25 protein-coding genes are annotated in these 24,508 nt (G+C 58.5%); 12 read left to right on the top strand and 13 right to left on the bottom strand.

Features of this window, described 5'->3' with window-relative positions:
* Nucleotides 1–76 precede the first annotated feature (76 nt).
* Entirely contained in the window at nucleotides 77–682 is a 606-nt protein-coding gene (gene azoR, locus WA302_RS14490; RefSeq protein ID WP_015377994.1) for an FMN-dependent NADH-azoreductase, read from the top strand.
* On the opposite strand, the gene WA302_RS25340 is transcribed toward azoR, so the two are convergent.
* From WA302_RS25340 to WA302_RS14470, 5 genes are all read right to left on the bottom strand, one after another.
* A complete protein-coding gene (locus WA302_RS25340) occupies nucleotides 679–816 on the bottom strand; it encodes a hypothetical protein (RefSeq protein ID WP_127145959.1) in 138 nt (45 codons plus the stop codon). The genes azoR and WA302_RS25340 overlap by 4 nt on opposite strands.
* Complete coding sequence (locus WA302_RS14485; protein ID WP_025302978.1) at nucleotides 801–1,124, bottom strand: YdbL family protein; 324 nt, start codon at nucleotides 1,122–1,124, stop codon at nucleotides 801–803. Before WA302_RS14485 ends, WA302_RS25340 begins: the two co-directional genes overlap by 16 nt.
* A gap of 8 nt (nucleotides 1,125–1,132) precedes the next feature.
* Nucleotides 1,133–1,330, bottom strand: coding sequence for a YnbE family lipoprotein (locus WA302_RS14480; RefSeq protein ID WP_025302979.1), 198 nt, complete (start codon nucleotides 1,328–1,330; stop codon nucleotides 1,133–1,135).
* A complete protein-coding gene (locus WA302_RS14475) occupies nucleotides 1,327–3,939 on the bottom strand; it encodes a YdbH family protein (protein WP_025302980.1) in 2,613 nt (870 codons plus the stop codon). The genes WA302_RS14480 and WA302_RS14475 overlap by 4 nt, the downstream gene beginning before the upstream one ends.
* 324 nt (nucleotides 3,940–4,263) lie before the next feature.
* Nucleotides 4,264–5,088 carry a LysR family transcriptional regulator gene (locus WA302_RS14470; RefSeq protein WP_080287156.1) on the bottom strand — a complete coding sequence of 275 codons (825 nt, stop codon included), beginning with the start codon at nucleotides 5,086–5,088 and terminating at the stop codon, nucleotides 4,264–4,266.
* A 139-nt stretch (nucleotides 5,089–5,227) separates the two neighbouring features.
* On the opposite strand from WA302_RS14470, the gene WA302_RS14465 reads away from it, so the two are divergent.
* From WA302_RS14465 to hslJ, 3 genes are all read left to right on the top strand, one after another.
* Nucleotides 5,228–5,518: a putative quinol monooxygenase gene (locus WA302_RS14465; protein ID WP_025302982.1), complete on the top strand. Its 291-nt coding sequence runs from the start codon at nucleotides 5,228–5,230 to the stop codon at nucleotides 5,516–5,518.
* Nucleotides 5,519–5,659: 141 nt separating this feature from the next.
* Nucleotides 5,660–6,652, top strand: a complete 993-nt coding sequence (locus tag WA302_RS14460) for a 2-hydroxyacid dehydrogenase (RefSeq protein WP_025302983.1) — start codon at nucleotides 5,660–5,662, stop codon at nucleotides 6,650–6,652.
* A 50-nt stretch (nucleotides 6,653–6,702) separates the two neighbouring features.
* The gene (gene hslJ / locus WA302_RS14455; RefSeq protein WP_049205463.1) at nucleotides 6,703–7,131 is read left to right on the top strand and encodes a heat shock protein HslJ; all 429 of its coding nucleotides are present in this window, start codon (nucleotides 6,703–6,705) and stop codon (nucleotides 7,129–7,131) included.
* 21 nt (nucleotides 7,132–7,152) lie between these two features.
* On the opposite strand, the gene WA302_RS14450 is transcribed toward hslJ, so the two are convergent.
* On the bottom strand, nucleotides 7,153–7,407 hold the full coding sequence (locus WA302_RS14450) for a DUF333 domain-containing protein (RefSeq protein ID WP_015377999.1): 255 nt from the start codon (nucleotides 7,405–7,407) through the stop codon (nucleotides 7,153–7,155).
* Between the two features lie 499 nt (nucleotides 7,408–7,906).
* Nucleotides 7,907–8,239, bottom strand: coding sequence for a multidrug efflux SMR transporter SsmE (ssmE, locus tag WA302_RS14445; RefSeq protein WP_025302985.1), 333 nt, complete (start codon nucleotides 8,237–8,239; stop codon nucleotides 7,907–7,909).
* Nucleotides 8,240–8,477: 238 nt separating this feature from the next.
* Here ssmE and nifJ point away from each other — a divergent pair, with 238 nt between their 5' ends.
* On the top strand, nucleotides 8,478–12,011 hold the full coding sequence (gene nifJ, locus WA302_RS14440) for a pyruvate:ferredoxin (flavodoxin) oxidoreductase (protein WP_060433153.1): 3,534 nt from the start codon (nucleotides 8,478–8,480) through the stop codon (nucleotides 12,009–12,011).
* A gap of 86 nt (nucleotides 12,012–12,097) precedes the next feature.
* Here the strand turns inward: nifJ and WA302_RS14435 are convergent, their stop codons facing one another.
* Nucleotides 12,098–12,412 (bottom strand): hypothetical protein, encoded by a 315-nt coding sequence (locus WA302_RS14435; RefSeq protein ID WP_025302987.1) that lies wholly within the window; start codon nucleotides 12,410–12,412, stop codon nucleotides 12,098–12,100.
* A gap of 294 nt (nucleotides 12,413–12,706) precedes the next feature.
* On the opposite strand from WA302_RS14435, the gene ttcA reads away from it, so the two are divergent.
* Together ttcA and WA302_RS14425 are read left to right on the top strand one after the other, a co-directional pair.
* Nucleotides 12,707–13,645 carry a tRNA 2-thiocytidine(32) synthetase TtcA gene (gene ttcA / locus WA302_RS14430; RefSeq protein WP_025302988.1) on the top strand — a complete coding sequence of 313 codons (939 nt, stop codon included), beginning with the start codon at nucleotides 12,707–12,709 and terminating at the stop codon, nucleotides 13,643–13,645.
* 146 nt (nucleotides 13,646–13,791) lie between these two features.
* Nucleotides 13,792–14,190 carry a VOC family protein gene (locus tag WA302_RS14425; RefSeq protein ID WP_099817206.1) on the top strand — a complete coding sequence of 133 codons (399 nt, stop codon included), beginning with the start codon at nucleotides 13,792–13,794 and terminating at the stop codon, nucleotides 14,188–14,190.
* Between the two features lie 218 nt (nucleotides 14,191–14,408).
* Here WA302_RS14425 and zntB read toward each other — a convergent pair whose 3' ends face one another.
* Nucleotides 14,409–15,392, bottom strand: a complete 984-nt coding sequence (gene zntB / locus WA302_RS14420) for a zinc transporter ZntB (protein ID WP_025302990.1) — start codon at nucleotides 15,390–15,392, stop codon at nucleotides 14,409–14,411.
* A 154-nt stretch (nucleotides 15,393–15,546) separates the two neighbouring features.
* Here zntB and WA302_RS14415 point away from each other — a divergent pair, with 154 nt between their 5' ends.
* The 3 genes from WA302_RS14415 to WA302_RS14405 all read left to right on the top strand — a co-directional run bounded on the left by WA302_RS14415 (nucleotide 15,547) and on the right by WA302_RS14405 (nucleotide 17,734).
* Nucleotides 15,547–16,248: a hypothetical protein gene (locus WA302_RS14415; protein ID WP_049207466.1), complete on the top strand. Its 702-nt coding sequence runs from the start codon at nucleotides 15,547–15,549 to the stop codon at nucleotides 16,246–16,248.
* Nucleotides 16,200–17,291: a hypothetical protein gene (locus tag WA302_RS14410; protein WP_336064320.1), complete on the top strand. Its 1,092-nt coding sequence runs from the start codon at nucleotides 16,200–16,202 to the stop codon at nucleotides 17,289–17,291. The genes WA302_RS14415 and WA302_RS14410 overlap by 49 nt, the downstream gene beginning before the upstream one ends.
* Before the next feature lie 194 nt (nucleotides 17,292–17,485).
* Nucleotides 17,486–17,734 (top strand): hypothetical protein, encoded by a 249-nt coding sequence (locus WA302_RS14405; protein WP_004930507.1) that lies wholly within the window; start codon nucleotides 17,486–17,488, stop codon nucleotides 17,732–17,734.
* A gap of 159 nt (nucleotides 17,735–17,893) precedes the next feature.
* Here the strand turns inward: WA302_RS14405 and WA302_RS14400 are convergent, their stop codons facing one another.
* Nucleotides 17,894–19,528: a peptide ABC transporter substrate-binding protein gene (locus WA302_RS14400; protein ID WP_336064319.1), complete on the bottom strand. Its 1,635-nt coding sequence runs from the start codon at nucleotides 19,526–19,528 to the stop codon at nucleotides 17,894–17,896.
* Between the two features lie 158 nt (nucleotides 19,529–19,686).
* Nucleotides 19,687–20,037 (bottom strand): hypothetical protein, encoded by a 351-nt coding sequence (locus WA302_RS14395; protein ID WP_025302994.1) that lies wholly within the window; start codon nucleotides 20,035–20,037, stop codon nucleotides 19,687–19,689.
* 206 nt (nucleotides 20,038–20,243) lie between these two features.
* Here WA302_RS14395 and mpaA point away from each other — a divergent pair, with 206 nt between their 5' ends.
* On the top strand, nucleotides 20,244–20,951 hold the full coding sequence (mpaA, locus tag WA302_RS14390; RefSeq protein ID WP_025302995.1) for a murein tripeptide amidase MpaA: 708 nt from the start codon (nucleotides 20,244–20,246) through the stop codon (nucleotides 20,949–20,951).
* Nucleotides 20,952–20,954: 3 nt separating this feature from the next.
* Here the strand turns inward: mpaA and ycjG are convergent, their stop codons facing one another.
* On the bottom strand, nucleotides 20,955–21,929 hold the full coding sequence (gene ycjG / locus WA302_RS14385; RefSeq protein ID WP_043143636.1) for an L-Ala-D/L-Glu epimerase: 975 nt from the start codon (nucleotides 21,927–21,929) through the stop codon (nucleotides 20,955–20,957).
* Nucleotides 21,930–22,154: 225 nt separating this feature from the next.
* On the opposite strand from ycjG, the gene tpx reads away from it, so the two are divergent.
* Nucleotides 22,155–22,658, top strand: a complete 504-nt coding sequence (gene tpx, locus WA302_RS14380; protein ID WP_004930536.1) for a thiol peroxidase — start codon at nucleotides 22,155–22,157, stop codon at nucleotides 22,656–22,658.
* A gap of 57 nt (nucleotides 22,659–22,715) precedes the next feature.
* Here the strand turns inward: tpx and tyrR are convergent, their stop codons facing one another.
* A complete protein-coding gene (tyrR, locus tag WA302_RS14375) occupies nucleotides 22,716–24,287 on the bottom strand; it encodes a transcriptional regulator TyrR (protein ID WP_025302997.1) in 1,572 nt (523 codons plus the stop codon).
* Between the last annotated feature and the right edge of the window lie 221 nt (nucleotides 24,288–24,508).

Below are 24,508 nucleotides of genomic sequence, written 5' to 3'. Positions count from 1 at the left end.
GGGAATGTGAATAGCATGTACTTCATGCAAGGGACGCTGAGTCCTGATGTCACTGTCACAACGTAAGGAATTATCGATGAGCAACGTATTGGTTCTGAAATCAAGCATCCTGGCGACCTACTCTCAGTCTAACCAACTGGCCGATTTCTTCGTAGAGCAATGGAGCAACGCCCACAGCGGCGACACCATCACCGTGCGCGATCTGGCCGCACAGCCAATCCCGGTGCTGGACGGTGAACTGGTCGGCGCGCTGCGTCCTTCCGATGCTCCGTTGACTCCACGTCAACAAGAAGCGCTGGCCCTGTCGGACGAGCTGATCGCCGAGCTGCAGGCCAATGACGTCATCGTGATTGCCGCACCGATGTACAACTTCAACATTCCGACCCAGCTGAAAAACTATTTCGACCTGGTTGCCCGCGCCGGCGTGACCTTCCGTTACACCGAAAACGGTCCGGAAGGCCTGGTGAAAAACAAACGCGCCGTGATCCTGACCAGCCGCGGCGGCATCCATAAAGGCACCCCGACCGACCTGGTAGAACCTTACCTGCGTCTGTTCCTGGGCTTCATCGGCATCACCGACGTGGAGTTCGTCTTCGCGGAAGGCATCGCCTATGGCCCGGAAGTGGCGACCAAAGCACAGGAAGACGCCAAGGCGGCCCTGTCTCAGGTGGTTGCTGCCTAAGACCCTGCGCAGGGGCGCCGAGCCCCTGCCGGACAAGAGGCAAGTCCTGTCAAACCTGCACTACCCTCATAATAATCATCTATCCGTATCTTTTGGCGCGCCAGACGGCGCGCTTTTTTTATTTCTTCAGCCACTGCCCGTTGATGCCGCGCACATACTCGCCGCTCTGCGCCCGCGTCACCAGCTTCTGCCCGGCCATGCGCGCCACTTCGTCGACGGCGATATGGTTGCCGTTCGCCACTTCCTGATACTTCTCGGCGCGGCCGGCGTTGATGCGTTTCACCAGCGCCAGGGTTTCCGCGTCCTGCTTCACCGGCGCGATGTAGCCGCTCAGGGTTTCACCTACCCGCCCTTGCTGCTTCGCCTCATCCAGCGTCAGCGCCATCGCCATGCCACTGAACAACCAGGCGGCGCCGGCCAGCCACAAATAACGTTTTTTCATGTCGGCTCCTAGAACAGACCGCTTTGGGTTTTCAGCAGGTTTTCGACGTCCTTATCCACCTTGATATGAATTTCATGCTCGATCTTGACGTTCATATTGATGGTGATCGGATCCTTCGGCGTCGCCACCTCGATGCGCGGCACGCAGCCGCTCAGCAGCGAAACGCACAGCACCGCTGCCAGCGTCGACACACTCATGATTTTCATTGTTGCTCCCCAGGTTGTGAGAGGGCCTGCTCCAGCCACTCCTGTAAATTGTCGCCGAAGCGCAAACTGCGCCACAGCTGAAACACGTTTTCCTGATGGCGATAGTTCAGGATCACCTCGCGCTTGGCGCTTTTCTGCGGGTTGATGCCGTCGATGCGCGCGCTCAGCGTCAACTCGCCCAGGTTGTCGAGATCGACCCGGGCATGCGAACGGTTGATTTCCATGTAGCGCAGCCAGTCGATCGCCGCGCCGGTCGCCAGGTTATTGCTGCCGATGGCGTCGGCCATGTCTTTGTCCAGGCGCAGCGTCAACGTGCCGGCGTTGGCGATCCAGCCGTTTTGCACCAACCACTTCGGATGGTTCAGGAACAGCGGCAGCTCGCCGTCGACCCGGCCGGACATGGCGAACTGCTTCGGTTTCAGGGCGGTAAACAGCGCGCTGAGATCGACCTTATCCAGCTTCAGTACCGCGGCGTCATGCTGCGGCAACCGCAGCGCCGACAGGCTGATATGCCCGTTGAGCATGTCCACGCCGACGTTGCTCAACGTCAGTGGCTGCCCTTCGCTATAAGGATAGGTGCCCTGCAGATCGGCGGAAATGTTCTGCATCTCGAACAGGTTGGTGAAAGACTTGATGCGCAGCGATACCGGCTGTTTAGCTCCCAATTGCCAGTGATGCTGCTTGAAACGGTACGACAGGATGAAATCCAGGCCGCTCATTTCGCCGTCTTTCAGCCACATGCCGCCGTTTTTCACCACCCAGTGGCCACCGGCCTCGAACCCTTGTTCACGGGCGGCGGAAAACGCCGACTGCGCGTAAAACTCGCCGTCGCGCAGCGTGAGATTGAGATCCGGTGCCAACAGCGGTTGGAAGACCTTCAGCGACTGTTTCGGCCACCAGCCTTCGCCGCGCAGACGTTCGCCGTCCCAACGGCCGCGCAGCGCGATCGGCCCGATCTGTTGCGCCTGCAGCTTGCCCTGCATCTGGAAACTGTCCGGCGAACGGCCGTTCACCTGCAGCGCCAGCACCGGCGCCGGCAGATAGCCACCGTCGCTGAAGCTGACCTTATCCGCCGCCAGCTGGAATTCGCCGTTGAACTGCGGGCTTTGTTCATCACGCTGCCAGCGCAGCGGCTGGTTGAGGCTCAAGCGCGGCGCGGCGACCGTCACCAGACCGTACTTCAATTTGTCGAAACCGGTGGAGAGCTTGTCGAGCACCAGCTCGCTGTCCTGCCAACGACCGCTGCCGGCGACGTCCCAGGCGGCCTGCAGCGGCGGCAACCGGCCGTTGCCCCAGTAACGCCACTGCCAGTCGCCCTTGTCCGGCCAGAAATCCTGCGCCTGGCCGTCCAGGTGGAGCTTGAAACGCCCCCAATAACTGTCGCTGGCGCTCAAAATCGCCTGCAGGCGGCCGGTGATGCCGGCGGCGGTCACCTTCACGCCGGCCAGCGGTAGACGCGCCTCTTCCAGCGTCATTTCCGGCGTCACTTTGCCCCACAGACGCAGCAGCGAACCTGGCTGCAGAACCAGCGTCGGGTTAAGAATGCTGCCGCCGATCACGCCCGGGATCGACGCGGTGGTGGAGAAATCGGCCAGATTGGCCTGCCCGGTCAGTTGGAAGCGCAGATCGCTGTCGGTCAACCCCACCTTGCCCGGCCCGAGGGTGAGCACCGCATTACCCTTGCCGTTGTGGCCGGCGGTGATCACGTTCAGCCGCGCGCTGATCTCCGTTTCATCCAATCCCTTGCTCCAGTCGTGCAGCGCGATGCTGAGGCCGCCGTTCAACGGCTGTCCGCTGTAGGGCCAACGCCACTCGCCCTGCTTGATGCTGACCCGCTGCGGGGTCACTTCCCACGGCAGCACCGCCAGCGGCCGATCGTCGCCTTTCTCGCTCACCGTCAACACGCCCTGCTGCTGTTGCCAGCGCATATCCAGCAAAACCGGTTTTTCCAGATAGGCCGTCTGCATTTCACCCTGCAACGCGCCCTGCTTCGGCAGGCTGGCCAGATCCAGCGGGAGAGTTATCTTACCGGCTAGGTGCAGCGGTTGCGCGCTGTTGGGCGGGACGACGGTCAGACTCTGCAACGTCAGCTGCTGTTTTTCATCCAGCCGCGCCTCGGCGCTGAGATTCGGTCCCCGATAATGCAGACGTTGCCCGTCGGGGCTGGAGGAAAGCTGCAGCTTGCCGGCATAGCGCTGCCAGGGAATAAGCGTCAGATCATTAATGGTGAGATCCAGCGCAGGCAGTTGCCGCTGCAATTGATCGAGCGCCAGCGGCGCGCTGTTGGCGTCGCCGCCCGGCAGTTTTGACAAACAGGCGCTATCGACGCTGACCTTATCGCTCGACAGCTGCCAGCGGCCTTGGCGGTAAGCCAGCCGCGTCGGACCGACGTTGGCCAGCAGGCAATCTTGCGCGGTGAAACGTGCCCCCGGCAACGCCAGGCCGCCTTGGCGCCAATGCAACTTGCCCTGTAACTCAAGTCGGCTTCCCGCCGGCAACCAATGCGATAACACCCCCGGCAGCCAGCGCGGCAAAGTTTGCCATAACGCCAGCACCAGAATTGCACAGCCCGCCACGGTCCCTATGAATACTTTCAATCGCCTGGTCATTAAATGATTGCTTCGTTCCTGAGTTAGGCATTGGTTAAGTCTATGCCTGAATTGACAATAATGATGGCACGAATTTGACATAGGGTGAAGCTGAGCGGGGTCGCAAAGGCGATTTGCACCTTTTTAGCGCAAACGTGTGCGAAGTTGTAGATTTTCGTTACATATACATCACATAAATAGGACGGTTTTCAGACTTTTGTTATTGTCGTTACCGTTGATGATTAATAGTCTTGCAACCATTCTAATAAAAGTTTAGCTGCTAGCTAACTGTGTACTAGAGAAGCCATTCCCCACACCCCCGTGGGGATTTTTTTGCCGCTAATTTCAAATCACGGCCTCAATAAAAGCCTGTACTATGCGGCTGTCGCTCGCTTTACGCCAGATAGCATAAATATCGCTGCGCATTTCATTCCCGCACTCGGTATACGCAACCTCCCGCTGTCGCGCCAGGCTCTCAGGGACAAACGCATACCCCAACCCCGCGCTTACGCAGGCGAATATCACGTCATAGCATTCCACCTCCAGCAGCGCGGCGGGGATCACTTGCTGCTTTTGCAGCCAGGCGTCCACCAGATGGCGATAGTGGCATTGACGCGAATAAACATAGAGATCGCTTTTTGCCAACAACGCTGGCTGATACGCCCCGCCAATGAAGACCAAACGCTCCTGAAAAGCACGCCGGCTCTGCAGCTGCGGATGTTCTATCGGCCCATCTGAAAACACCACGTCCAGAGTTCCTTTTTGCAATTGAAACTCCAGATCCAGCGAATAGCCCTGCACCACACTCAACTGAACGCGGCGGTTCTGCGCACGGTAATGCGCCAACTTTTGCGGCAGATGATGACTCAAGGCGATATCCAGCGCGCCAAGCTTCAGTTCACCCTGCACCGGATCCTGTTCAAGCTGCGCTCGCGCCCGCTCTTCGATAGCCAAAAAGCGCTTGGCTTTATGGTAAAGCGCCCGACCTTCCGGTGTGAGCGACAGTCGATTGCGCTCACGATCAAATAGCGTAACGCCACACGCCATTTCCAACTCTTTTAATTTCTTGGTCACGTTAGAGGGCACGCAAAACAGCCTCTCAGCCGCTGCCGTGAGACTCTCTGACTCAACCACCATGCAAAAGGTCACCAACTGAGCACGTTTCAACATCACAAACCTTCACCAAAAATGAATATTATCGGAACTTTATTTCACTTTTAGTCAACCATCAAGTCCGTAGAATCCTCGCAGTCAGCACATTGCTGCCACCTGGAAATTCCAGTTTCATTATCGACTGAGGAAATAAACCATGATCACGCTCAATGTCTTTTTTCAGGTCAATCCGGCCAAACGCCCCGCGTTTCTCAGCCTGCTCAACACCATGGTGCAGGAATCCAATAAAGAAACCGGCTGCTCTTTTTACCAGCTTTGGCAATGCCAGAACGATGAAAACAGCTACGCGCTGATCGAAAACTGGGACGATAAGGCGGCGCTTTCGGCACACCAGAAAACCCCGCATTGGGTCGCCTTTAACGATGCCGTCAACGGGTACTTGACCCATGACTACGATGAGCATCATTACACGGAAATCGCTCGCTAACATCGCGTGAACCGGCCCTATGGGGCCGGTTTCATCCTCTTGGTTGACCGAACAAACCCCACGCTGGCCAAACCGCTAACCAATTGTCGAATTTACTAAAATCTGTTAAATTGATCACAAAATCACGGTGGAGAAACCACGATGAAATTGGCGATATACAGTACCAAACAGTATGACCGTAAATATCTCGAACTGGTGAATCAGCAGTTTGGCTATGAGCTGGAATTCTTCGACTTTTTACTCAGCAAAAAAACCGCCAAAACGGCCGCCGGTTGCAAGGCGGTGTGTATCTTCGTCAACGACGACGGCAGCCGTGAAGTGCTCGAAGAACTGGCGGCACTGGGCGTCGAGATCCTCGCCCTGCGCTGCGCCGGTTTTAATAACGTCGATCTGGACGCCGCCAAAGAACTGGGCATCAAGGTAGTGCGCGTGCCGGCCTACTCGCCGGAGGCCGTGGCAGAACACGCGGTAGGCATGATGATGTGCCTGAACCGCCGTATTCACCGCGCTTATCAACGCACTCGCGACGCCAATTTCTCGCTGGAAGGGCTGATCGGTTTTAACATGCACAACCGCACCGCCGGCGTGATCGGCACCGGTAAAATCGGCGTGGCGACGATGCGCATTTTGAAAGGCTTCGGCATGAAGCTGCTGGCCTACGATCCCTTCCCGAGCGAACAGGCGCTGGCGCTGGGCGCGGAATATGTCGACCTGAAAACGCTGTACGCGCAATCCGACGTGATTACCCTGCACTGCCCGTTGACGCCGGAAAACCACCATCTGCTGAATGCCGACGCCTTCGCGATGATGAAAAACGGCGTAATGGTGATCAACACCAGCCGCGGCGCGCTGATCGACTCTACCGCCGCCATCGACGCGTTGAAGCAGCAAAAAATCGGCGCGCTCGGGATGGACGTCTACGAGAACGAACGCGATCTGTTCTTTGAAGACAAGTCTAACGACGTGATTCAGGATGACGTGTTCCGCCGCCTGTCGGCCTGCCATAACGTGCTGTTCACCGGCCATCAGGCTTTCCTGACCGAAGAGGCGCTGACCAGCATTTCGCAAACCACGCTGCAGAACATCAGCCTGTTGGATCGCGGCGAAGCCTGCCCGAACCAGCTGAACGCCTGAGCGTAACTTCGGGGCGCCCTTGCGGCGCCCTGTTTATTTGAGAGAACGCAATGAGAAAAACCACGGTGGCCGCCCTTGCGACGCTGGTCCTAGGGGGATGCAGCATGAAACCACAGTCTACCGTCACACCCGGCGATCTGTTGCATCACAACTTCGTGTTGCAGAGCGTAGATGGTGAAGCGGCACAATCACGAACGGATGGCGGCCTGCTCAATTTGGAATTTGGCGAGAACCTGCATGTCTCCGGCGCGATGTGCAACCGCTTCTTCGGCCAGGGGCAGTTACGCGACGGCGTGCTGACGGTAAAACCGTTGGCCTCGACGCGCAAGCTGTGCCCTGATGAGCAGCGCAACCGCTGGGATCGGGTGATCGGCACCGTGCTCGAAAACGGCGCCGACGTGATGCTGAACGCGCAGCAACTGACGCTCAACGGCAGCGGCCACACGCTGGTTTATACCCTGCGCGACTGGGTGTATTGATCCGGGCCTGTCGCTGCGGGCTTACCCGGCGCAGCTGCCCAGGCCCAGCGTGCGTTCTTCGCACTGCTTGCCATTCGGCATTTGGCACATGCGCAGCGCTTCACCGTTCAGGTTATGCGCGATGGTAGTAACGCCACCGACCGCCGCGCAACCGGCGCTGGTCTGCAACGTATTGATTCTGGCACTGTTGCCCTGCTGTACTGGCTCTTCGTTATTGCTGCTGCAGGCGGCTAAAAGCAGCACGGCGCTGGCAAGCAACCATTTTGATGTCGTCATTATCCCACTCCTGAACCCGGAACTGCGCTGTGTAAAATCGCCATTGCTGATAACGCGCGTCACTTAGCGGACACGTTTCGCTATCTTTGATGCAAACTTGTTTAATCTAGCTCGATATATAAATAATGAAAATATATTCCAGCCATTATTTGTCATTTTTTTGCACCGGCCGGACATTTATTTTGTTTGCAGAATATTTCCGCCCCGGCGCGATACGCCAAATGTGACAGCGCCACCCTGTGCCTAGCCCCGGCCGCACGCAGAAAGTGATAACGTCACCGCTGCTGACGAAGAGATTTCTCCCGCGATATCGGTATTCATTATCTTCACGTGCTTTCAGTGAGACGACGCATTTTTTGCTACCGGAGAGGACGATATTTACGTCTATGCTGGCGGCGCTAAGTAATTAGCATTCCACTATTTTCAGTGAATGATGGCTGAATTCTTCAACCGGCGCGACTTGCTGTCACGCCGGCCTTTTTTCACATTAAAATAACACTCAGTGCACCGAGGCTTTAGACAGTAAATTAATCACCAGCACGCCGGCAATAATTAATCCCATGCCGACAATCGCTGGCCAATCCAATTTTTGCTGGTAAACGAATACCGCGGCGATCGACACCAGCACGATGCCCATACCCGACCAAATCGCATACACGATGCCCAGCGGCATGCTCTTGACCACCATCGACAGCCCCCAAAAGGCCACGCCGTAACCCAGCACCACCAGCAGCGACGGCCACAGGCGGGTAAAGCCCTCGGAGGCTTTCAACATGGTGGTGGCGATCACTTCCGCGACTATCGCCATCGTCAAATACATAAATGCGCTCATGATTTTCTTCTGTCAGTTTGCCGATGCGCAATTATGACGCGCCGGAAATAAATTGTCTTTAAACGGTCAAAACAATTTATTGCCACTGCATCTCATTCGGCGAGGAAATACGCCATTGACGATTTATCACCCGCCACACAAACGCGATAAAGCCACGTTCAAACCCTCTGTTAGACTTTTTCCCATTACTGCGAAAGTGTGCTTTCGCGGCTTTGTGAGCAATGAAAAGGTAATGTCGATGATAACTACAGATGGTAATAACGCAGTCGCTTCCGTGGCCTATCGCACCAACGAAGTGATTGCCATCTACCCTATCACGCCAAGTTCCACCATGGCGGAGCAAGCAGACGCTTGGTCCGGCGATGGCCGGCAAAACATCTGGGGCGATACTCCGCGGGTGGTGGAAATGCAGTCTGAGGGCGGCGCGATCGCCACCGTGCACGGCGCCTTGCAAACCGGCGCACTGTCGACTTCGTTCACTTCATCGCAGGGTCTGCTGCTGATGATCCCGACGCTGTACAAACTGGCCGGAGAGCTGACGCCGTTCGTGCTGCACGTCGCCGCCCGCACCGTAGCCACACACGCGCTGTCGATCTTCGGCGACCATTCGGACGTGATGGCGGTGCGCCAAACCGGCTGCGCCATGCTGTGCGCCAGCAACGTGCAGGAGGCGCAGGACTTCGCGCTGATCTCACAGACCGCCACTCTCAACGCGCGCGTGCCGTTTATCCACTTCTTCGACGGGTTCCGCACCTCGCACGAAATCAACAAGATCGTGCCGCTCAGCGACGATACGCTGCGGCAAATGCTGCCGCAGGCGGCGATCGACGCTCACCGCAGCCGGGCGCTGTCGCCCGATCATCCGGTGGTGCGCGGCACTTCCGCCAACCCGGACACTTATTTCCAGTCGCGCGAAGCCACCAACCCGTGGTATGACGCCACCGGCCAACACGTGATCGACGCCATGGCGGCCTTCGCCGCCCTCACTGGCCGCCACTATCGGCCGTTCGACTATTACGGCCACCCGCAGGCCGAGCGCGTGGTGGTGGTGATGGGATCCGCCGCCGGCACCTGCGAAGAGGTGATTGACACCCTGCTGGCCCGCGGCGAGAAAGTCGGCGTGCTGAAAGTCCGGTTGTTCCGGCCGTTCTCCGCCAAATACCTGCTCGGCGCGCTGCCGGACAGCGTGCGCAACGTCGCGGTGCTCGATCGCACCAAAGAACCGGGCGCGCTGGCCGAACCGCTGTATCTGGACGTGATGACCGCGCTGGCGGAGGCCTACAGCCGGGGTGAGCGCGCCACGCTGCCGCGGGTGATCGGCGGCCGTTACGGCCTGTCGTCGAAAGAGTTCGGCCCGGACTGTGCGCTGGCGGTGTTTCGCGAGCTGGCCCAGCCGCAGCCGCGCCCGCGCTTTACCGTCGGCATCTTCGATGATGTCACCGGGCTTTCACTGCCGCTGAGCGACGAAATCCTGCCGCAGCGCGCCTCGCTGGAAGCGCTGTTCTACGGTTTGGGCAGCGACGGTTCGGTCTCGGCCACCAAGAACAACATCAAAATCATCGGCAACGCCACGCCGCTGTATGCGCAGGGCTATTTCGTCTACGACTCCAAAAAGGCCGGCGGCCTGACGGTGTCGCATCTGCGCGTCAGCGAGCAGCCGATCAATTCGGCCTATCTGGTCAGCCAGGCGGATTTCGTCGGCTGCCACCAGCTGCAGTTTATCGATAAGTATCAGATGGTTGAACGTCTCAAACCCGGCGGTACCTTCCTGCTCAATACCCCTTACGGCGCCGACGAGGTCTGGTCACGCTTGCCGCAGGAGGTACAGGCGCTGCTGCATCAACGCCAGGCGCGTTTCTATATCATCAACGCCGCCAAGCTGGCGCGCGAATGCCGGCTCGGCGCGCGCATCAACACCGTAATGCAGATGGCGTTCTTCCACCTGACGCAGATCCTGCCGAGCGACGTGGCGCTGCAACAGCTGCAGGATGCCATCGCGCGCAGCTACAGCAACAAGGGCCAGGAGATCGTCGAGCGCAACTGGCAGGCGCTGGGCGCCACCCGTGGCGCACTGATTGAAATTCCACTGCAGCCGGTCGACGACAGCAGCCCGATGCGCCCACCGGTGGTCTCGGACGCCGCGCCGGACTTCGTCAAAACCGTTACCGCCGCGATGCTGGCCGGGCTGGGCGATGCGCTGCCGGTTTCCGCCTTCCCGCCGGACGGCACCTGGCCGGTGGGCACCACCCAGTGGGAAAAGCGCAACATCGCCGAAGAGATCCCGGTCTGGCAGCCCGATCTGTGCACCCAGTGCAACCACTGCGTCGCCGCCTGCCCGCACTCAGCCATTCGCGCCAAAGTGGTTCAGCCGTCGGAGATGGAACACGCCCCCGCTTCCCTGCAGTCTCTGGATGTCAAATCACGCGATATGCGCGGCCAGAAATACGTACTGCAAGTGGCGCCGGAAGATTGCACCGGCTGTAACCTGTGCGTCGAGGTCTGCCCGGCGAAAGATCGCCAGAACCCAGAGATCAAGGCCATCAACATGGCTTCGCGCCTCGATAATCTGACGGCGGAAAAAGACAACTACGACTTCTTCCTGCAGCTGCCGGAAATCGATCCAGCGCAGCTGGAGCGCATCGACATTCGCACCTCGCAGCTGATCACGCCGCTGTTCGAATACTCCGGCGCCTGCTCCGGCTGCGGCGAAACGCCGTACATCAAGCTGCTGACCCAGCTCTATGGCGACCGTTTGCTGATCGCCAACGCCACCGGCTGTTCCTCGATCTACGGCGGCAATCTGCCGACCACGCCGTACACCACCAACGCCGAAGGGCGCGGGCCGGCGTGGGCCAACTCGCTGTTCGAAGACAACGCCGAATTCGGCCTGGGCTTCCGTCTGACGGTCGATCAACATCGCGCACGGGTGCTGCGCCTGCTGAATTCGCTGGCGCCGCAGCTGCCGGAGCAGTTGGTCAATGCCCTGCAGATGGAAGATGTGGCGCCGGAGCCGCGCCGTAAGCAAATCGCCGAATTGCGCACGCTGCTGGCGAGTATTGAAGGTGAAGACGCACGCCAGCTGGCGGCCGACGCCGATTACCTGGTCGATAAATCCATCTGGCTGATCGGCGGGGACGGCTGGGCCTACGACATCGGCTTCGGCGGGTTGGATCACGTCCTCAGCCTGACGGAGAACGTCAACGTGCTGGTGCTCGACACCCAATGCTACTCCAACACCGGCGGCCAGCAGTCGAAAGCCACGCCGCTCGGCGCGGTGACCAAGTTCGGCGAGCACGGCAAGCGCAAGGCGCGCAAGGATCTGGGCGTCAGCATGATGATGTACGGCCATGTCTACGTCGCGCAGATCTCGCTGGGGGCGCAGCTTAACCAAACGGTGAAAGCGATTCAGGAGGCCGAGGCCTATCCGGGCCCGTCGCTGATCATCGCCTACAGCCCGTGCGAAGAACACGGCTACGATCTGGCGCTCAGCCACGATCAGATGAAACAGCTGACCGCCACCGGCTTCTGGCCGCTGTACCGCTTCGATCCGCGCCGTAGCGCCGAGGGCAAGGCCGCGTTAGCGTTGGATTCGCGGCCGCCAAACAGCAACCTGTCGGAAACGCTGCTGAAAGAACAGCGTTTCCGCCGCCTGAACGCGCAGCAGCCGGAGGTGGCCAGCGCGCTGTATCAGGCCGCCGAGAAAGAGCTGAAGGAGAAATACGATTTCCTCAGCCTGCTGGCCGGTAAGGCGGAAAAGTCCGCTGCTGAGTAACCTCCCTCAGGGCGCGAGCGATTCGCGCCCTGTTTTCACATACCGTTTGAATCAGCGGTGGGCCTCAATGCTCAGGGGTTTCACACTTAGCGAGCCGCACTTTTTTCTTTTATCCATTGGGCCATGACGCGTGCCGAGAACGGCTTATCCGTTTTAATCTCCGCTAAAGCGCAAACCTTGTCTTTGAACGTGGCGCCCAGCGAGAATAATTTCCCGTCATAATAACAATAAAGTGCATCTCCCTTATCCTTGCCATCAAGACGCTCTTTTTGCTCGCGCGGTACCAGTACCACGGTTTCGGTCGGTTCGCTCAGACCAACAGGTATCGTGTCAAACGCCAGTGCGTTTTCTGCGTAGGCAAAAAACGATGCGTAAAATCCAACAACAGCGATTCCTTTCATGCTCTCAGTGCCTCTCGAAGTAAGTTCTGTCTGAGATGAGACCTGCACCGCGAAACAACGTTCCCTCAAGGCCTTCGTTCAAATGACGGCGAAGGCTTTTAAGGGAAACCGATAAAGCGGCGAGCTGAAAAACCTGCTGGTATTCATCGCTACAATCCGTACCATACAGACCTCGCGTCGGGTGCGTGGCGGCTGGATGATGAATAATGATCAAAATCGGCCGGTTGAATGGTAAACTCGCGGTCTACAACGCCATGCCCCTAGTGCCCCCTATTGAGAATGAGCACGATTTAAATGTCAGAAAAGCAATCCGTTAGCCAAAAAGAGCAGTACAACCTGAACAAATTGCAAAAGCGCCTGCGCCGCAACGTGGGCGAAGCGATCGCCGATTTCAATATGATTGAAGAAGGCGACCGCATCATGGTCTGCCTGTCCGGCGGTAAAGACAGCTACACCATGCTGGAGATCCTGCGTAACCTGCAGCAGAGCGCGCCGATCAACTTCTCGCTGATCGCGGTGAATCTCGATCAGAAACAGCCCGGCTTCCCTGAGCATATTTTGCCTGCCTACCTGGAAAGCCTGGGGGTGGAATACAAGATCGTCGAAGAGAACACCTACAGCATCGTCAAAGACAAGATCCCGGAAGGCAAAACCACCTGTTCACTGTGCTCGCGCCTGCGCCGCGGCATTCTGTACCGCACCGCCACCGAACTGGGTGCCACCAAGATCGCGCTGGGCCATCACCGTGACGACATTCTGCAGACGCTGTTCCTCAACATGTTCTACGGCGGCAAGATGAAAGGCATGCCGCCCAAACTGATGAGCGACGACGGCAAGCACGTGGTCATTCGCCCGCTGGCCTATTGCCGCGAGAAAGACATCGAGCGTTTCTCGATCGCCAAAGCGTTCCCGATCATTCCATGCAACCTGTGCGGCTCGCAGCCTAACCTGCAGCGCCAGGTGATCGGCGATATGCTGCGTGACTGGGACAAACGTTATCCTGGCCGGCTGGAAACCATGTTCAGCGCCATGCAAAACGTGGTGCCTTCGCACCTGAGCGATATCAATCTGTTCGATTTCAAGGGCATTCACCACGGGAGCGCCGTGGTAGACGGCGGCGATTTGGCCTTCGATCGCGAAGACATCCCGATGCAGCCGGTCGGCTGGCAGCCGGAAGACTCGGACGACGCGATACCTGCGCCAGAACGTTTGAACGTGCTGGAAATCAAATAAGCCCCCTCGCCGCTTGCCATCCTGCGAGCGGCGACATTTCCCTTTCTCGACGATCTCGATCCTGTTCACAGTTTGCGCAAAATTTACTGGGCAGTGCCGTTTTTACCCTATACTGTTTATTTATACAGTTACATGGAGATCGCGCAATGAATATTACCCCCTGCCTGTCCCACATCTCGCTGGGCTCCAACGATTTCGAGGCCGCCGCCGCCTTTTACGATCGTGCGCTGGCCGCCTTGGGATGCCGACGAGTGCTGGAGCATCCCGGCGCCATCGGTTACGGCCGCGACTACCCGGAGTTTTGGCTGCAGGTGCCGATCAACGGCCGCCCGGCCTCACCCGGCAACGGTACGCACGTCGGTTTTTTCGCCACCAGTAAGCAACAGGTGGATGAATTCCATCGCCAGGCGCTGCTGGCCGGTGCCGTCGATGAAGGCGCGCCCGGTTCGCGGCCGCATTACGGTGAGGCTTACTACGGCTGCTTTGTCCGGGATTTGGATGGGCACAAGATTGAAGCCAGCTTCTGGGATGAAAGCGCGGCCTGAAGAAGAAGGGAAGCCGAATAAAAAAATGCCGGTGATTAAACCGGCATTGTACGAATCAAATGTGCTATGCAGTAATTCAAAAATAAGAAAGTAAGACAATTATGGAGCGCAACGCCCATCGCTTGACGTTGCATTCACCTGCGCGAGAGATCATGCCCCATTTCCCCCGGCTAAATGTTGATTTTGCTCAATGTTAACCGGGTTTTCGTCATTTTCACCTACAGCCAGCGGCTGCGCTTCAGCCACCAGGCGACGCCAAGCACCAACCCGACCAACATCAGGCAAAATGCCGCGAAACCGAAGGGGTTACCGCCGCCCGGTATGCCGCCAAGGTTGACGCCAAACAGCCCGGTCAGGAAGGTGGTAGGTAAAAAGACCATCGCTAACAATGACATGGTGTAAGTGCGGCGGTTCATCGCGTCGGCCATCACCGTGGTGATTTCGTCGGACAAGATAGCGGTGCGCGCGATGCTGCCGTCCAGATCGTCCAACCCGCGCCCCAGGCGATCGGCGATGTCCTGCATGCGGCGGCGATCGTCGTCGCTCATCCACGGCAGGCGGTCGCTGGCCAGCCGTGCGAAAACGTCACGCTGCGGCGCCATGTAACGGCGCAGCACGATAAGCTGTTTACGGATCAACGCCAGCTGACCACGCTCCGGCACCTGCTGTTCCAGCAAGGCGTCCTCCAGATCGATAATCTTGTCGTGCAGATCCTCAATGAATTCGCTGGTGTGATCGGTCAACGCATCGGAAATCTCCACCAGCCAGTTGCCGCTGTTGGTCGGCCCGGCGCCGCTTTGCAAATCGTTCACCACCTGATCGATGGAATACACCTTGCGGTGCCGCGTGGAGATAATCAGTTTATCGGTGATGTACACACGGATGGTGACCAACTGGTCCGGCCGTGAGTTGGCATTGAAGTTGATGCTGCGCAGGGTGATCATGGTGCCTTCGCCCTGGCGGCTGACGCGTGGCCGAGAGCTTTCGCCGGAGAGCGCTTCGCGCACCGAGTCCGGCAGCAGCGGCGTGGTGCTCAGCCATTCGGCGCTGGCCGGGTGCGCGTAATCAAGATGCAGCCAGCACGGCGCGTCGCAGGTGATCTTGTCATCTTGCTCGATCGGCGTGACGCCGCCCTTGCCGTCCAGCTGGTAGGCGTAAACCGCATCGGCGATCTGCAGCTCGCTCCCCTCAATCACATCCATTCATTTATCCCCTCAGTCTTACTTATGTTGCTGAGTCTAGCCTTAACGCCTTGGAGATCAAAGGCCAAGCTGTAACGCCAGTTTTCACGCCAGGTGAAAAACGTGCTCTATACTTCTGGCCTTAGGGAACACATCGCAACGACAGGAAGCCCCCATGTTTGAGATCAGCGCCGCAGATATTCTCAAAGTCAGTTTGACCGTTATCACCCTGTTTATCGCCGTTGTTAAAACGCCATTTCGTATTCGGCGGGAAAACCATGACAAGCTGCTCAAGCTACTCGAATCCGTCGAGAAGCCCCACAGTGAGCGCATGCAGCTCTTACTGTTTAGGGATTACATCGGTAGCAAAACCGTCGGGCTGGCGGAGTTGCAGCAATTGCTGGCACTGCCGGACGGCGTAACGGCGCTGGAGCGCTACAGACCTACTGGCGGCCGACAGCAGATCCTGCGCACCACGTCCGAGGGTTTCGTTTTGCAACGACGCGCCAACAGTGCGTTAAAACGCTCGCTGCTTTCCTGTCGCTATCTGTTGAAATACCTGCTATTCGTCACTCTGTTGGTGCTAATGCCTGTGCTGGCGCAATGGGGCTTGCGGCAGCTTGGCGTGCTGGTTATCGCGCCGTCGCTGGTGTTTATGTCCGGTGCGCGCATCACCGACGGCTGGCAGCTGCTGTTCCCCGGCTTTATATTTATTATCATCATGCTCAGTCTGACATACTTAATCTTCAGGCAACTGGCGCTGGCGGGTAACCTCAGTTCGGAACGCGCCTTTTATCGCTACTATCAACGAGCGCGTGAGGAACAACGATGCCGGGAAGTCCTGAGACAACTGCGCACTGCGCTGCGCCGAACCTGACGAGGATGCGCCGCCTGCGCTACATCGCAATGGCCGCCCTGCTGCTGTTCGGCCAATCGGTTCGTGCAGAGCCGGTATTAGAACGCCTCGCCACGCCCTATCACGCGCCGACGGCGGCGGGTTCACTGCCTTATTTTGTCGCTCACGCTCACTCCCGCCAGCCGCGCACCGCACTGGTGGTGATGCACGGCCGCCCGCGCGATGTCGCCAAGACGTTGCAAGCGGCGATCGATGCCGCGCAGGGAGCGGGAGACAATGGCTTATTGGTCGCCCCGCTGTTCCAGGTGCCGGAGAAACTTGCCGTTCATTGCCATTCCGCCGGGCTCCCGTCACCGCAAGACGGCGATGCCCTGTGGCGCTGCGGCTCCTGGATCGCAGGCGATTTGGATAATAGCGGGAAAACCGGTTCGTTCAACGCCCTGGATAACCTGCTGGCCGATCTGAAACGGCGCTGGCCATCGCTGCAGTCGATAACCGTGGCCGGTTTTTCCGCCGGCGCCCAGTTCGTGCAGCACTATGTCGGCTTTGCCCATCCGCCAAACGGGGTGCGTCTGCGCTATGTGGTGGCCGATCCCGGCAGCTGGCTCTACTTTGAGAATCTGCGTCCTCAGCCCACAAGCAGGGGAAGCTGCGGCAGTGAAAAAACCTGTCGATTCCGTTGGCAAACGGTGAATGGCGGCCAGTGCCCACAGGCTAACCAGTGGAAATACGGCCTGGAAGCGCTTCCCGTTCATCTACAGCGCCCCGCAGACACGGCGCGCCGGCGTTACGCCGCCGCCGATATCACCTATCTGGCCGCCGCCGAGGATACCGGCACCACGCCGGGCGCCTACTATCGGATACTCGACAAATCCTGCGCCGCCCAGCTGCAGGGCCCCTATCGATTGCAGCGCGCCCTGGCCTATGCCGACTATGACCGGCGTTACCTGGCGCCGGATAAGCCGCATCGGTTAACGATCGTTCCCGGCTGCGGGCACAACGTCGCCTGCGTCTTTCCCGCCCCGGCGGCCAGGCGAGCGCTTTTCCCGATTAATGCAGACTAATAATAACGGTAATGAAATAAACCATTGCCGATAAATCGGGCAATATCGCCGATAAAGCACTGGTAATGCCGTTATTATTATGACTTAACATATTGCTATCACTTTTAATTCAAAATGATAATAATAAATCAACACAAAGCTGTTTCAGCGCAAATTTTAGGGGCATATACTTTTCTCACTACGAGGAGGTAGTTATGTTACGCGACCATTTAAAAATAAACGCCAGCGATACGCTGGAAAAAATCAGCAATATCCATTTGCAAAACCAGGGGCAGGAAGAGATCAGTGAATTCGTGGTAAAAAACGCCGCCGGCCTGCAGATTGGCAAGGTCTCCGTCCACGATCGTTTCAGCACTCGCCGCTCTTATCCCACCAGCTATCGCATCACCCAAACCGACATGAGCGGCCGTGTGGTGGTGGATGCCATGCGGGACTGTCTATAAGCGTAACCGCTCTCTGAAATAGCAAAAAATAATGTGATGATGGCAACCCTGTTTATTATTAAACGGGGTTTATCGCGTGGATAAATTAATTACCTTCTTCATTTAACCGTCAATAAAAATAAATCCCCCGCGTTACGCGGGGGTGAAAAATAAGCCCAATCAGTGTTTGATAATATACATCGTTTGGCTATAGGCCACGTCTTCCGGATTGGTGATCGGGTAGCCTTTTACCCACGGTTTGATCAGGCGGCCGTTGGTGTACTGGTAAATCGGCGCGATCGGTGCCTGATCGGCAATGATTTGCTCCATCTTGTTGTAATCGGCGGTCACCGCCGCCGGGTTGGTTTCCCGCCCCGCCTGCGCCAGCAGCTTGTCGTAGTCCGCGTTCTTGAACTTGGCAATGTTGCCGCTGTGGGTAGAGGTCAACAGCGACAGGAAGGTCGACGCCTCGTTATAGTCACCTACCCAGGAGGCGCGGATCACGTCGAAATTACCGGTATTACGGCTGTCGATATAGGTTTTCCACTCCTGGTTTTGCAGCTTGACGTCAATGCCGAGCTTTTTCTTCCACATTGAAGCCACGGCGATGGCGATCTTCTGGTGGCTTTCCGAGGTGTTATACAACAGCATCAGCTTCAGCGGGTTGTTCGGGCCGTAACCGGCCGCCTGCAACAACGCCTTGGCCTGCGCATCCAGCTCCGCCTGCGATTGCTGTTGCAGCAAACTCGCCTCCGGTTTGAACCCGGCAGTCACGTCCGGCGTGAAGTGATAGGCCGGTTTTTCGCCGGTGCCCAGCACTTTTTCCGCGATAATCTTGCGATCGATGGCGTAGGACAAGGCCTGGCGCACCCGCACGTCGTTGGTCGGCGCGCGCTGGGTGTTGAACGCGTAGTAATAGGTGCCGAGCTGATCCGGCGTGTACACCTGCCCCGGAATATCTTTCAGCAGCTTCTGATACATGTTTTTCGGGAAGGATTCGGTGATGTCGATATCGCCCGCCAGGTAACGCTTGGTGGCGTTGGATTCCTGATTGATCGGCACGAAGGTCACTTTGGTCAGCACGGTTTGCGCATGATCCCAGTAATGATCGTTAGGCGTCAGCACCAGCTTCTCGTTCACCACCCGCTCTTGCAGTTTGAACGCGCCGTTGCCCACCAGATTGCCGACCTTGGTCCAGTCGTTGCCGTATTTTTCCACCACCGCCTTATTCACCGGGAACAGGCTGAAGTTAGCCGTCAGGCTGACGAAGTACGGCACCGGCTTGTCCAGCTGTACTTTAAGCGTATAGTCGTCCGGCGCCGACACGCCCAAGCGATCGGCCGGCAGTTTGCCGCTGATGATCTGCTCGGCGTTCTGGATCCCCGCTAACTGCGCGAACCAGGCAAACGGCGACAGGTTCTTCGGTTCGACCAGCCGCTGCCAGCTGTAGACGAAGTCTTTTGCCGTGACAGGGTCACCGTTTGACCACCGCGCATCTTTGCGCAGATGGAAAATATAAGTCTGGTTATCGCTGGTCTGCCAGCGCGTGGCGACGCCGGGGATCACTTTCCCATTGGCGTCCTGATTGACCAGCCCTTCGAACAGGTCGCGCGCCAGCTGGGCCTCCGGCAGGCCTACCGCTTTAATCGGATCAAGCGAGGCCGGTTCGTCTTTAATGTGGCGCACGATTTCCTGTTTGGCCGCCAACGCGGTGCCCGGGGGAACCTGCGCCGCCATAGCGCTGCTCATACAGGCGCCGATCGCCGCCGCGCAAAGCGCCAAACGAAAACCCCGTTGCATTTTTCTTCCCGTCATTATGATTTACCCCCGTTAACCATCTGAATTTTTTATCATATAGCACAAGATCCGTCCGGCCTAGCGCTCACGGCCGAGAAGTTGCAAAAAGTGCGATTCAGGCAATAAAAAACCCGTGCGGCGCGGAGCGGCACGGGCGGTGTTTACAGCGGCGACCGTCAGTCGTACAGGTGGATGCTGTTGATGCGGTAGCTGAACTCTTCACCCTCTTCTTCATCGAACACGGTGAAAAAGCCTTTCTCGGCCAGCGGACGGGCCGAGATATCGGTTTTTTGCAGCTGGCGCGCGTCGGCGTCGTCGTAGCCGTAGTCGAGGTAGAAGACATCTTTTTGGTAATCGATATGCAGGGTGAACGGATAGTTCGATTCGTCCCCGCGCCCGTCGTCATTTTTCACCACGCCGAACCATTCCCCCTGACGGATCTGGTTTTCAGCATCCACGCCGCACAGCAGCGTGATGGTGTCATTTTCATTTTCGCTATAGCTGGCGATGATTCTGGCTACTGGCATGTTAAATCCTCTTGCGGGTGATTGGCTTAGCTCTGCCGTTAGTATAACAACAGCGCCAGGCCAGGTGCGGTTTAATTGGCATTTTCACCGCCGCGGCGTCACAGATTGCGCAAACGTCGCACAATTGCGATGGGAAAGATGCCTCAAAGCGTAATACACTGAATAAAATGACAATGACTCTCGACCTTTAATCCAGGGACAACACCATGACCGAACATCGACCACGCAGTGAACGTGGCCAGTTGGCCATCGCAGGAGAGAACTACGGCAGCTCGCTGCTGGGCGCGCCGCTGCTCTATTTCCCGGCGGCGATCAGCGGCCCGGAGACCGGGCTTATCATCGCCGGCACCCACGGCGATGAGAGCGCCGCCATCGTGACCCTATCTTGCGCGCTGCGCAGCATCGCCCCCGAACGACTGCGTCACCACGTGGTGCTGGCGGTCAACCCCGACGGCTGTCAGCTGGGGCTGCGCGCCAATGCCAACGGCGTCGATCTGAATCGCAACTTCCCGGCCGCCAACTGGCGCTCCGGCGACACCGTCTACCGCTGGAACAGCGCGGCGCCGGTGCGCGACGTCAAGCTCTCCACCGGTGGGCGCCCCGGTTCCGAACCGGAAACCCAGGCGCTGTGTCATCTGATCCATCGTCTGAAGCCGCACTGGGTGGTGTCGTTCCACGAACCGCTGGCCTGCATCGAAGATCCCGCCAGCTCGCGGCTCGGCGTTTGGCTGTCGCACAAATTCGAACTGCCGCTGGTGACCAGCGTCGGCTATGAAACGCCCGGTTCGTTCGGCAGCTGGTGCGCAGATCTGTCGCTGCCGTGCATCACCGCCGAATTCCCGCCGATCTCCGCCGATGCCGCCAGCGAGCGCTACATCGACGCGATGACCGAGCTGCTGACCTACCCGAATTAATCCCTACGGGGCGATATCGACGATCGCCCCGCATTCGAACGCCAGACCCGGTTCGACGTCCCGCGCCAGCCAGGTCGGGCCGTCCAGATCGACGAAGCGCGCCGCCGGCGCCAGCGGCAAGGCGGCGGATATCGCCCGTGACGTGCACAACATGCAGCCGAGCATGATGGCGAACCCTTGTTCGCGCGCGGCCTGCGCCAGCGCCAGCGCCTCGGTCAAGCCGCCGGTTTTGTCCAGTTTGATATTGACCATCTGATAGCGTTGCGCCAGCCGCGGCAGATCGGCACGGGTGTGGCAGCTCTCATCGGCGCAGATCGGCAGCGGATGGATAAAGTGCTCCAACGCAGCGTCGTCACCGGCCGGCAGCGGCTGCTCCAGCATCGCCACGCCGAGATCGGCCAGCAGCTGGCAGCGCGCCGCCAGCCCTTCCGCCTGCCAGGACTCATTAGCGTCGACGATCAGCGTCGCCTGCGGTACCGCGGCGCGGATCGCTACCAATCGTTCGCTGATATAGTGATCGTCGAGTTTGATCTTCAGCAGCGTGGCGCCCTGCTGCTCCAGTTCACGCGCGGCGAAGGCCATCGCTTCCGGCGTGCCGATGCTGACGGTCTGCGCCATACGGATATGCGCCGGGGCCGTCACACCGCTGCGCTGCCACAGGCTCTGCCCGTGCAGGCGGCACTCCAGATCCCACAGCGCCGAATCCAGCGCGTTGCGGGCGGCGCCCGCCGGCATCTGCACCAGCAGCTGTTCGCGGGTCATGCCTTGTGCGATCGCCGGCGCCATCTCTGCCAGCTGTGCCATCACCGATTCCTCGCTCTCGCCGTAACGCGGGTACGGCGTACATTCACCGGTGCCGCGCACGCCCTGCTGTTCGATTTCGACCACCACCACCCGGGCTTCGGTGCGGCTGCCGCGCGCAATCACGAAGGCAGTATGCAGCGGCCAGGCTTCCGGGTAAAAACGCATGTCTCTCATAACGGCTCCTGAGCGAAAACTGCGCATTCAGCCAGGCTGATGCGCCGGTGATGTTTTATAGAACAGCCTAATATATACAACTATTTAGCAAACTTTGATATCCAATCCGCCCCGGTTGTCATAAACTGGCGCCAGGGTGTGAACCTGATGTTAAATGCCGTTGCCGGCGCGCCGTTTCATCAGGTTCATACCCTTTGTATAAACACCTGTAAAAGGAATCTAGCAATGACTCAGACAGTACATTTTCAAGGCAATCCGGTCAGCGTAGCAGGCAAACTGCCACAGCAGGGCGAACAGGCCAAGGCCTTCTCGCTGGTTGCCAAAGACCTGTCAGACGTGGCGCTGAGCAGCTTCGCGGGTAAACGCAAAGTCCTGAACATCTTCCCAAGCATCGATACCGGCGTCTGCGCGACGTCGGTGCGTAAATTCAACCAGCTGGCCAGCGGCCTGGATAACACCGTGGTGCTGTGCATCTCCGCCGATCTGCCGTTCGCGCAGTCTCGCTTCTGCGGCGCGGAAGGCCTGAGCAACGTGGTTACCCTGTCTACCCTGCGCGGCGCCGAGTTCAAGCAGGCGTACGGCGTCGAAATCGCCGAAGGCCCGTTGGCAGGCCTGACCGCGCGTGCGGTCGTGGTGCTGGATGGCCAGGACAACGTGCTGTACAGCGAGCTGGTGAACGAAATCACCACCGAGCCTGATTACGACGCGGCGCTGGCTGCGCTGAAATAACAAAGCCGGCGAACGCCGGCTTTGGATACCCATTAAAGGCGCCGCAAGGCGCCTTTCTTATTCTTCGCCCTCAGCGCCGCCTTTGCGGCTGCTCAGGCCATACTCGCGCAGCTTGTTGGCGATGGCGGTATGGGAAACGCCCAGCCGCTTCGCCAGCTTGCGGGTGCTGGGATAGGTGCGATACAGGCGCGTCAGCACCGAGCGCTCGAAACGCTTGCTGATGTCGTCCAGCGAACCGTCCAGCACCTCGTCGCCCAGCGACATCTCCACCTCAAACTCCGGCAACACGATATCCTGTGGCCGCAGTTCGTAGCCTTCGGTTTGCGTCAGCGCGCGGTAGATAGCGTTTTTCAGCTGACGCACGTTGCCCGGCCAGCCGTACTTGCTGAGGAAGCCGCCCAGATCGTTCGCCAGCTTGGGCCGCGCCACCCCCTGCTCATCGGCGAAGCGCGCCACGAACAGCTCGGTCAGCGGCATGATGTCCTGCGGACGTTCGCGCAGCGGCGGGATGGTGATGGTCAGTACGTTGAGGCGATAATAGAGATCTTCGCGGAATTCGCCGCGCTGCACCAGCTCGGTAAGGTTTTTCTGGGTGGCGCAGATCACGCGCACGTCGACGTGCACCTCATGCTCTTCGCCAACGCGGCGGAACGTGCCGTCGTTGAGGAAACGCAGCAGCTTGGTCTGCATACGCGGCGACATTTCGCCGATCTCATCCAGCAGCACCGAACCGCCGTTGGCCTGCTCGAAGAAGCCCTTCTTGCCTTCCAGCGCGTTGGGATAAGCGCCCGGCGCATGGCCGAACAGTTCGCTCTCCACCACGTCATCCGGCAGCGCGGCGCAGTTCAGCGCCAGGAACGGCTGTTTGCCACGCGGGCTGCGCAAATGGCAGGCGCGGGCCAGAATATCCTTGCCGGTACCGGTATCGCCGACGATCAGCAGCGGCGCATCGAGCATCGCCAGCTTGCGCGCCTGCTCCAGCACGTGACGCATCTTGGCGCTCACCGCCACGATGTGGTCGAATTCGGTATCGTCGTTCACCGACAGATTTTGCAGTTGGCGGCCCATGCGCGCGGTGGACTTCAGCATCACCACCGCGCCGACCGCGGCCGCCTGCTGCTGTTCGTCTTCCAGATAGATAGGCGTGATGTCCATCAGGAAGTCCTGGCTGCGGATCACCACCCGCTCGGCGTGCGGCGCCGTATGCTCGCTCTCCAGCCAACGGCTGAAGTTATAGCCGCCGATCAGCGCCCCGGCGGTCTGGTTGCGGATCTTGTCTTCGTTCAGGCTGAACAGCGCCTGCGCCGCCGGGTTGGCCAGCTCGACCTTGCCCTTCATGTCGATAGAGAACACCGGTTCCGGCATCGATTCCAGCAGCGCACGCAGCGCGCGATGTTCGCGTTCGGAAGGCATAAAGCTGACGGTGCGCACGTCTGTCACGCCGGCGATGCGGCGGATCTCCGCCATCAGCGCGCGGAAAGTATCGAAATCCAGCTGGGAGAAATTGAGGTAAATGCGGCCGATGGGATCGATTTCGATGCCACGTAAGTCAATGCTGCGCGATACCAAAAGATCGAGTAATTCTCGAGTGAGACCGAGGCGGTCTTCGCAAAATACTTCCAAACGCATCAGTGTTGGCCTTATCTCTGCAGGTGCGGGGATCGTTGACGATGATGATACTCCCTCGCACCGGGCGGTAGAAGCGATCTGTCAGCAAAAGTTGACAGAACTCTGATTTATTGCCGTGGTTGCTGATTTTAAACGCAAGCGGATAACAGTATCGGCGTCATTTTAGCCTACAAACAGAGAGTTATCACAACCAGAATTAATTTTGCAGAGATTTATCACGC

The sequence above is a fragment of the Serratia sp. 201 genome, assembly GCF_037027545.1.
GTDB classification, from domain to species: Bacteria; Pseudomonadota; Gammaproteobacteria; order Enterobacterales; family Enterobacteriaceae; genus Serratia; species Serratia bockelmannii.
This window is presented reverse-complemented; position numbering and strand designations above follow the sequence as displayed.